The sequence below is a fragment of the Levilactobacillus bambusae genome, assembly GCF_003124125.1.
GTDB lineage: Bacteria > Bacillota > Bacilli > Lactobacillales > Lactobacillaceae > Levilactobacillus > Levilactobacillus bambusae.
The window spans coordinates 63184-71836 of the sequence record NZ_QCXQ01000005.1; the positions used below are offsets into that span (position 1 = coordinate 63184).

An 8653-nucleotide genomic window follows, 5' to 3' on the forward strand; every position below is an offset into this window, starting at 1 on the left:
TTAGGAGGAACTTATCATGGAATACTACACACTAAGCGACGGTTTAAAAGTCCCGATGGTGGGATTTGGTACCTATCAGCTAAACGGAGCTGAGGGTGTCGATGTTATTGATTCTGCATTGGACCAAGGTTACCGGTTAATCGACACGGCCTTTAACTACGAGAATGAAGGGGCGGTCGGGGAGGCCATTCGGCGGTCAACCGTGCCCCGTTCAGAAATTTTAGTGTCGTCCAAACTGCCCGGTCGGCATCATACGTACGATGAGGCCATCAATACGATTCAAGAATCACTCTATCGGGCGGGCCTGGATTACTATGACCTCTATTTAATCCACTGGCCGGATCCGAAACAGGACCAGTACGTTGAAGCTTGGCAGGCACTAATTGATGCCCAAAAATTTGGTCTGGTTCGGTCCATTGGGGTGTCGAACTTCCTTCCCGAACACCTGGACCGGTTGGAGAGGGAGACGGGAGTAATGCCAGTCATTAACCAAATTGAATTACACCCCTACTTTAACCAGAAGGTTCAGCGGGACTACCATGCAGCGCACGGGATCCTCACGGAGGATTGGAGTCCATTAGGACGGGCCAGTGTGATGCTGCAAAATGAAACGCTAGCTCGGTTAGCGGAAAAGTACCATGTGGGAGTGGGCCAGCTCATTCTCCGCTGGGAAATTCAACTCGGAACCCTGCCAATTCCCAAGGCGGCAAGCGTTACCCGGCAAAAGGCCAATCTAGATGTCTTTAACTACTTCGATATTAGTGAAACCGATATGGCCACCATTAGCGGCTTAACCAAGCCGGATGGTCGGCTTGCCAATCAGGATCCCGCCGTTTATGAAGAATTTTAGGGCCTGAGTCACCAAACTTAAGTCATAAAAAAGCCGCTCAACCAACCTGATGCATCAGGTTGGTTGAGCGGCTTTTTGTTCGATGTGTGATGGTGATTAGTAACCAGATTAGATTATTTAGGTGCGTTGTTCAGAAAATGGAACTTTTGTATCGTGGTCCGAACGGTAAATGTCCTAGCCTCAGTCCTAGATTTGGCTATTTCTAGCCGCATAGGAAGAAATTCCGGCTTCTAACCGGTGGAGGCCATCGGTCAGGCGCTCCCTTGGGCAGGCAATGTTCATCCGAATGAAGTCGTAGCCGTCGCCGCCGTAAATGTTGCCGGCACTCAGGTACAACCCCGTTTCTTCCCGGAGAAAGTGGCAGAGCTCCTCAGCGTTATTCGTGATGTTTGAACAATCGATCCAGACGAGGTAGGTGGCGTCAGAGGGAACGACCGTTAATTCAGAAAGGTTTTCGGAAATGAATTGGTTTAGCAACCGTTTATTCCCGTGAAGGTAGGTCAAAAGAGCATCGAGCCACTCGGAACTCTGGGTGTAGGCAGCGATAGTTCCCTCAATGGCCAAGGCGTTCGGCTCCGCGATTTCATCGGTATTAATTCCGCGGTTAACCCGCTGACGCAAGCCTTCATTCGGAATAATGAGGGTTGCGGCGTGCATTGCGGCAACGTTAAAGGTCTTGCTGGGCGATACACAGGTCATCGACAAGTTGGCACACGTTTCAGATGCGGCGGCAAACGGAACGTATGGGGCATCCTTGGCGGTAAGATCACCGTGAATTTCATCGGAAATCACCAGTAAGTGATGCTTGTTGGCGAGTTCGCCAATATGTGCCAGAGTTTCTCGGGACCAGACATGGCCAATGGGATTATGCGGATTGCACACGATCATGAGCGTCGTTTCTGGGTCCGCCATCTTGGCCTCTAAATCGTCCCAATCAATGTGATACCGTTGACCATCATAGACGAGGTCACTGCTGACAACGTGTCGGCCGTTATTCACAATGGAATTATAAAAGATATTATAGACTGGAGCTTGAACCAAAACGTTTTCACCGATTCGACTCATTCGGCGAACCATTGATGAAACGGCGGGAATAACACCCGTTGTGAACAGCAGCCAGTCACGATCAACGTGGTACTGATGCCGGGTGGCCATCCAGTGTTGAACCGCACTGTAGTAGGCATCAGGAATGAATTCGTAACCGAAAATTCCAGAAGCCGCCTTCTTTTCGAACGCGTCAATGATTGCAGGGGCCGTTTTAAAGTCCATATCCGCAATCCACATTGGGAGCTCGGTTTCCTTCACCGCCCACTTTTCGGAGTAGGACTGGCGTCGGTCAATCATGTCATCAAAATTATAGGTTGTCATTAGTCTTCGCTTCCCGTTTGAATGATTTGGGTTTGGGTCGGGTCAATCTGTTTGGAATCCAGGATGATCGACCCGATTTTGGGGGCTTCAATTCGACCGCTCACGGGGTTCTTAATGCTGTCAATGGTCGTGGTAACCGTGGCATCAATATGGGCACACCGTTCAAAAGCAAGGTCGGTGTTTAATAGCTGGCAATCCCTGAGCGTTAAGTGATCAATGTAGCAAAGCCCCTGTTCGCTTTCGATTGTGCAGTTAATGAACGTAATATCATTGGTATTCCAAGCCAGATATTCCCCGATAATAGTTGAATTGTACACCGTGACGTGGTTGCAATTCCAGAAACAGTCCTTGGTCAGTAGGGTTGAGTCATGGATTTCCACGTTTTCTGCGCCGTCAAACGCATAGTTACCAGTGACCCTAAGGTGGTGGGCTACAATGTTGTTACTGTTCATGCCGAAGTAGTTGCCGGTAACGGAAACGTTGTCTAGTTGGATGTCTTGGCAGTTCCAGAGGGTTTCTTTAGCGTCGGGCATGTCCACGTTTTGAAGCGTTAAATCCCGACAGCGGCGAAAGGTCTTGCTCGTATTTAGCAGCACGTTGGTCATGGTCAGATGGTTGGTATACCAAATTCCTGCGTGGGCATCCGTTTCAAACGTGGAATCGGTGACACTGACGTTTTGATCGTACCATAACGGGTACTTCCATTTGAAGATGGTGTGATCAATGGCAATGTTTCGGGCTTCCTTTAGTGGGGATTCGCCGTCTGAAAAAATGGTGCGTGAAATTTGGGTGTCTTGGGCACCGTAGAGGGCTCGTTCGCCCGTTAACTGTTGCTGGTCAATTTTGTTCAATGTTGTTGCCTCACTTATAGTCTGGTTAATTAGCTTTTAACGCCTAGTCTATAGTAGTCCCTTCCAGTAGCTCGAAGGCAAGCCGTTTAGTACATTCGTTAGGGTTGTGGGGGTGATTCGTTGTGTTTGCGTTTTAACCGCCATATACTAAGACCATAATAACGCAGTGGAGGTGTCAGAAATGAGTGAACGCCTGACTTTTCAGGATGAAACGTTGATTTACCAAAAACGGGTCTTGACGGTCGATTTTTCAAAACGAATGTGGGGATTTGTGACGACAACGGCGGGGTTAGCGACTTGGCTGCCGGAACTATCAATTGGGTATCCGGGACCCGAGGGTGTGTACCTTCTAAAGGATCCAGCCGGGCATACCGTTGAACGGTCCGTCCTCGCTTACGACCAGGAACACCTAAGCCTGACCTTACAGTGGGACGAAGGGGGCACCATCCAGTTTTCGTTTCAGCCCCACGGTCAATTAGGTGAAATTGACTTCGAAGGGCAGTTTCCGGCAACGACCACTCACTTGGCGTACGAAATTGCCAACTGGAGTATTGCCGTTGAACGGTTACGGGCCCAAATTGAGCAGAGCGGCTTTCTGTTTGATGAAGCCCGGTTCAGTCCGGTAGAACGACGCTACGACAACCTTATTTCTGACGCAAAACAGTCAAAGGGGGAACCAACTTGTTAGACCATGATTTTATGAACGTTCAAGTTTCACAGACGCAATCGGCACTTCAAGCCCAGGGAAAGCAGCTTCGGCAAACGGTTCCGTTTGATAACCTGGCAACTTATCATAAGGTCGACCGAAACCCACTGACCTACATGAAACACGTTAGTCAACTGCTGGTGCCCGACTTAGTGCCGCTGAGAGAACAGCGAATGGCAGCCAATATTTTTGCCTTTTACCGGGGAACCGATGAACTGATGGATAACGATCTTGACTCTCAAGCGGCCACTAAAATCCAAGCGGTCATTTGCGGGGATGCCCACATTGCCAATTTTGGGTTTTACGCGTCACCCGAACGCCAGCTCCTGTTTGACTTAAATGACTTTGATGAATCCACGGTGGGCTCGTGGGAGGGGGACCTCCGCCGGTTTTTGGTAAGCATCCTCCTAGAGGGACAAGTCCATGGGTTTAAGGAAAAAAAGGTCCTAAAAGCGGTCAAGGACGCATGTGCGAACTACCGGGCCGGGTTGATTGCCATGATGAATCAGAGTACGTTAGACCGGTTCTACCCAGCCAACGACGTTCGGTCCGTGGTCGATAAGCTACCGTTGAAAGCGGACGGCAAACAATTGTTACACCACATCGTCGATAAGGCGACTAAACAGACCTCTGAGGAAGTTGTCCGGAAGTTCACAACGCTCGATCGTAACGGGAACCTAGTCTTTCAGGAAAACCCACCCCGGTCGGTACGGGTTGATGAGACGACCCAGCAACAACTGACGCAGGGGTTGCAAGACTACCGAAAAACCGTTCGGACTGACGTCGCCCTGTTACTTTCCCAGTACCACATTACGGATATTGAACGGCACAGTGTGGGGGTTGGCAGCTTTGGAACCCTCTGCTACCTCGTCTTACTGACGGCTACGGATGGGTCGCACCTGGTCCTACAGTTAAAGGAAGCTTTGCCTACGTGGAAGCAGAGCGGGCAAACGACCCAAAAACTGACGGCGGCCAGTGAATACTCCCAGGGAAAACGGATTGTGGACTGTCAAAAAATCCTGCAGTCAGCGTGGGATCCGTTCTTAGGCTACTTCAAAGCCGGCAATAAGAGCTTTTACGTTCGGCAGTTCCGGGATATGAAGGAATCCGTTAAACTCCAAGACTTAACCTGGGATGAATATAAGGCTTATACGGGTGTCTGTGCGTGGATTTTAGCTACGGCTCACGCTCAAAGTCCAACGGCAGCAATGATTCGTGGCTACGTTGGCCACTCCAATAAGTTTGATGAGGCCATGGTGGCCTGGTCAAAATCCTATACCAAACAGGTGCAGCAGGACTACCGGACGTGGCTGAAGGCGATGCCAAAGAGTGTCCAACAGTGTGCGCCTAAGCAGGTCATTGACGAATTGGGTGCGAACCATTAATCGGGAGGGTTCGGACTGATTGCAAAATAAAAACGATTCTCAGGTCCGGGTTAATGACTCGGATTTGAGAATCGCTTTGTTGGTCTCGGTTGAGCTGCTTGAGCCAACCGGTTGTTAACGATAAACCGACTTAGAAGAGGGCGCCTTCGTATTCCTTAACGGGCATGTTTTGGAAGTCAACGGTTTCCAGATCGTTAATGTCTTTTGTGTAGAACCGGGCGGCGTTTGTGAGCATGAGGTTAGCTAATTCATCGCCTTCCTGGTAAATCAGAACGGGCTTGTTCGGGAAGAGGGCGTGGAAGTAGCCGACTTCAAAGGCCGTTCCGTCGTCCATTCCGTGACCGTAAAAGTCGAGGATGGCAACGACGGCGTCCGCCTTAGACAATTCGTCAATGTCAGAGTTATAGGTCATGGTTCCCCACTCGTGCTGTTTGTCGAGGGCTTGAGAGAAATCAGCGCTGGTGTTTTCATCGCTGTCCATTGGAACAAAAACACTGGTGACACTGGGGTTTTGCCGCAATTTATCGGCAACTCGGTTCGCCCGGTCTCGTTGTTCGTTTGCCTCATCAAAGAAGGGCCCCGCTAAATAAATGTGCATGGAATCTGCCATGATAAAAAACTCCTTTTCTTATATAATAACGGTTCATGCCTATCATTTTAGCGCATAAAATAGGTGAGAACAAACTTAAATTCAGGGAGGATGACAACGTTGGGTTATATTTTAGATCTTCGAAAAAAGGTTGGGCACGACCCCTTACTTTCACTAGGGGCTGCCACCCTGATTTTTAATGCCCACCATGACTTATTATTGGTTCACCGAACGGATAATCAGCTGTGGGGGCTGCCCGCTGGATCAACTGAACTTGGCGAAGACTTAGTGAGCACCGCAAAGCGGGAGGTCCTCGAGGAAACGGGGTTAGCGGTGACTGATTTGGAATTGATCGATATCTACAGCGGAGAGCGGGGCCGCTACGTTTACCCGAACGGGGATGTCATCTATTCGGTGACGGCCCTCTATCAAACAACTCATTTTACCGGGCAGCTAACGGCGCAGGCGGGGGAAGTGGATCGGATTAAGTGGTGGCCGCTGGACCAGTTGGGGGCGTCCTTAACCCCGTTAACTCAATGGCTGCTGTCGGCTAGCCAGACCCGGTAAAACAGTTAAGCTATCTGTTATACTTTTACCTTCGGAGCCTTTATAATTAACTTCATGATATGAATCATTTCGGCTGTATCTAATCGTTTTCAACTGAATTAAGTTTGGGGGACTTAATGTATGAAGAATGAACGTTATTATGATTGGTCAAAGTTAGGGTTAGCAGGTTTCTGGTTTCTGTTGTTTATCGGGGATATGTGGGTTTCCTTTTTAAAGGGCCCGTTTTGGATGACCATTCGAGTAGTGGGCTATGGGGTACTGATTATTTTGATTGCTCAAGCATTGGTCGACTTTTTTGACCAACGGCAGCCAGCGCGTGAAGCCGTTAATCGCTCCCGGCGCTAGACAATTCAGATGTTGACAATGGTTCCCGTTATCGGGTATGATGGCTCCGTAAAGCGATGAAGCAGATGAGTAGTGATTACGGTCAGCTTGTAGAGACTTGGCGGTTGGTGTAAGCCAGGACTGGCGTAATGATGAATTACACTGTGGAGTGAATCTGAGCAATCAGCGGGTCATCTCGTTAACGATGTCGAGAGAAAGCTCAATTGAAGCTTTAACTTGGGTGGTAACGCGGAATTTATTTCGTCCCTGACTTAATGAGTCAGGGACTTTTTTTATGGAGGGAAATTATGTCAATTATTGATGAACTGAAATGGCGGGGCGCCATTAATCAGGAAACGGATGCTGAGGGGTTAGAGGACCTGGTGAACGAAAAGTCCGTCGGGTTATACGCGGGAATTGATCCAACGGGGGACTCCATGCACATTGGGCATTTGATTCCGTTTATGATTCTGAAACGATTTCAATTAGCAGGTCACCGGCCATACATTGTGATCGGTGGGGCAACGGGCTCGATTGGGGATCCATCCGGAAAGAAATCCGAACGGGTATTGCAATCCATGGAACAGGTTCACCAAAATGAAGCCGCCATTACGAAACAAATGGAACGGTTCTTTGGTGGCGACGGGTCCTTTAAAATTGTCAATAACTACGATTGGCTATCCGAACTTTCCCTGCTCGATTTCTTACGGGATTACGGAAAACTATTTAACATTAACACAATGCTAAATAAGGAAATTGTTTCTTCCCGTTTGGAAGTCGGCATTTCCTTTACCGAGTTTACGTACCAAATTTTGCAGTCCATTGATTTTCTGCACCTGTACCAGACTGAAGACATTCAACTTCAAATTGGGGGTGCCGATCAGTGGGGCAATATTACAAGCGGGATTGACCTGATTCATAAAGTTGAGGGACAAGAAGCTCGGGCCTACGGATTAACCATTCCCCTACTATTAAAAGCGGATGGCACGAAGTTTGGCAAATCAGAGGGGGGGAACGTCTGGTTAGATGCCGATAAGACCAGCCCGTACGACTTCTACCAATTCTGGATTAATCAGGATGACCGAGACGTGATTAAATACATGAAGTACTTTACCTTCCTCGATCAGAAGGAAATTGCTGAATACGAAGAAAAGGTCCGGACTCAGCCTCAGAAACGGGAAGCACAACGCCGACTGGCCGAAGAGGTGACGAAGTTTGTCCACGGGGAGGATGCGGTTAAGGAAGCTGAACATATCACAGAAGCCTTATTTTCTGGCAACGTTAAGGAATTAACGGCCAGTGAAATCGAACAGGGCTTTAAGGATATGCCGGCCGTTGAAACAACCGCTGACCAACGAAACATCGTGGAATTTTTGGTGGACGACACCCAAATTGAACCTAGTCGGCGCCAAGCCCGTGAAGACGTTAAGAATGGTGCTATCCGGATTAACGGTGACAAGGTTACGGACATTGACGCAGAAATTGATCCTCAAAGTGCTTTTGATGGCAAGTTTGTAATTGTCCGTCGGGGAAAGAAACGTTACTTCCTGGTTCGGATTACCCACTAAGAAGGACAACCAAATTAAAACGGTAAAAAAGGTTAACCCTAACGGAAATTTTTCCGGTTGGGTTAACCTTTTTTTGTCCTAGCAGATTGAAATGAAATTAAATTAAAAAAAGTGTTGACGCTAAGCAAGGGAGCTGTTATGATATTAAACGTTGCGTCGCTACTTGAATTTATTCATTTTTGATGGATTTTTGGGTAAATATGCAATACGAAATAATCAAAATTGTTGTTGACAAATGTTAGCAAACCGGTTATGATTATTATCGTTGTCAAGAAGTGATGGCCAATGATTGCAAGAAAGAGTTTTGAAAGAATATTCAAAACGAATTCAAAAAAGTTATTGACATCATTTGAAAGACATGTTAAACTAATTAAGTTGCTTCGGCAATTTAAACAAGTAGACCTTTGAAAACTGAACATTGTTTCTCCCCCCCCCTTCTTGTTTC

Annotated in this window: 9 protein-coding genes and 1 other annotated feature; of the genes, 6 read left to right on the forward strand and 3 right to left on the reverse strand. The window is 48.0% G+C overall.

Annotated features, from left to right (window positions below):
* The first annotated feature begins 16 nt into the window (after window positions 1–16).
* Window positions 17–850 carry an aldo/keto reductase gene (locus DCM90_RS07705; protein ID WP_109250793.1) on the forward strand — a complete coding sequence of 278 codons (834 nt, stop codon included), beginning with the start codon at window positions 17–19 and terminating at the stop codon, window positions 848–850.
* 186 nt (window positions 851–1036) lie between these two features.
* Here the strand turns inward: DCM90_RS07705 and DCM90_RS07710 are convergent, their stop codons facing one another.
* Both DCM90_RS07710 and DCM90_RS07715 read right to left on the reverse strand, forming a co-directional pair.
* A complete protein-coding gene (locus DCM90_RS07710) occupies window positions 1037–2218 on the reverse strand; it encodes a MalY/PatB family protein (RefSeq protein WP_109250794.1) in 1182 nt (393 codons plus the stop codon).
* The gene (locus DCM90_RS07715) at window positions 2218–3069 is read right to left on the reverse strand and encodes a DUF3737 family protein (RefSeq protein WP_109250795.1); all 852 of its coding nucleotides are present in this window, start codon (window positions 3067–3069) and stop codon (window positions 2218–2220) included. Before DCM90_RS07715 ends, DCM90_RS07710 begins: the two co-directional genes overlap by 1 nt.
* Before the next feature lie 181 nt (window positions 3070–3250).
* On the opposite strand from DCM90_RS07715, the gene DCM90_RS07720 reads away from it, so the two are divergent.
* Together DCM90_RS07720 and DCM90_RS07725 are read left to right on the forward strand one after the other, a co-directional pair.
* The gene (locus tag DCM90_RS07720; RefSeq protein WP_109250796.1) at window positions 3251–3757 is read left to right on the forward strand and encodes an SRPBCC family protein; all 507 of its coding nucleotides are present in this window, start codon (window positions 3251–3253) and stop codon (window positions 3755–3757) included.
* Complete coding sequence (locus tag DCM90_RS07725) at window positions 3751–5160, forward strand: DUF2252 domain-containing protein (RefSeq protein ID WP_306419293.1); 1410 nt, start codon at window positions 3751–3753, stop codon at window positions 5158–5160. Before DCM90_RS07720 ends, DCM90_RS07725 begins: the two co-directional genes overlap by 7 nt.
* Before the next feature lie 130 nt (window positions 5161–5290).
* On the opposite strand, the gene DCM90_RS07730 is transcribed toward DCM90_RS07725, so the two are convergent.
* A complete protein-coding gene (locus DCM90_RS07730) occupies window positions 5291–5770 on the reverse strand; it encodes a nucleoside 2-deoxyribosyltransferase (protein WP_109250797.1) in 480 nt (159 codons plus the stop codon).
* 90 nt (window positions 5771–5860) lie between these two features.
* Here DCM90_RS07730 and DCM90_RS07735 point away from each other — a divergent pair, with 90 nt between their 5' ends.
* From DCM90_RS07735 to tyrS, 3 genes are all read left to right on the forward strand, one after another.
* On the forward strand, window positions 5861–6316 hold the full coding sequence (locus DCM90_RS07735; protein ID WP_306419294.1) for an NUDIX hydrolase: 456 nt from the start codon (window positions 5861–5863) through the stop codon (window positions 6314–6316).
* Window positions 6317–6436: 120 nt separating this feature from the next.
* Window positions 6437–6661, forward strand: coding sequence for a hypothetical protein (locus tag DCM90_RS07740; RefSeq protein WP_109250799.1), 225 nt, complete (start codon window positions 6437–6439; stop codon window positions 6659–6661).
* Window positions 6662–6708: 47 nt separating this feature from the next.
* Window positions 6709–6912: a binding site (T-box leader), on the forward strand.
* Window positions 6913–6948: 36 nt separating this feature from the next.
* Complete coding sequence (tyrS, locus tag DCM90_RS07745; RefSeq protein WP_109250800.1) at window positions 6949–8208, forward strand: tyrosine--tRNA ligase; 1260 nt, start codon at window positions 6949–6951, stop codon at window positions 8206–8208.
* Window positions 8209–8653: the final 445 nt, after the last annotated feature.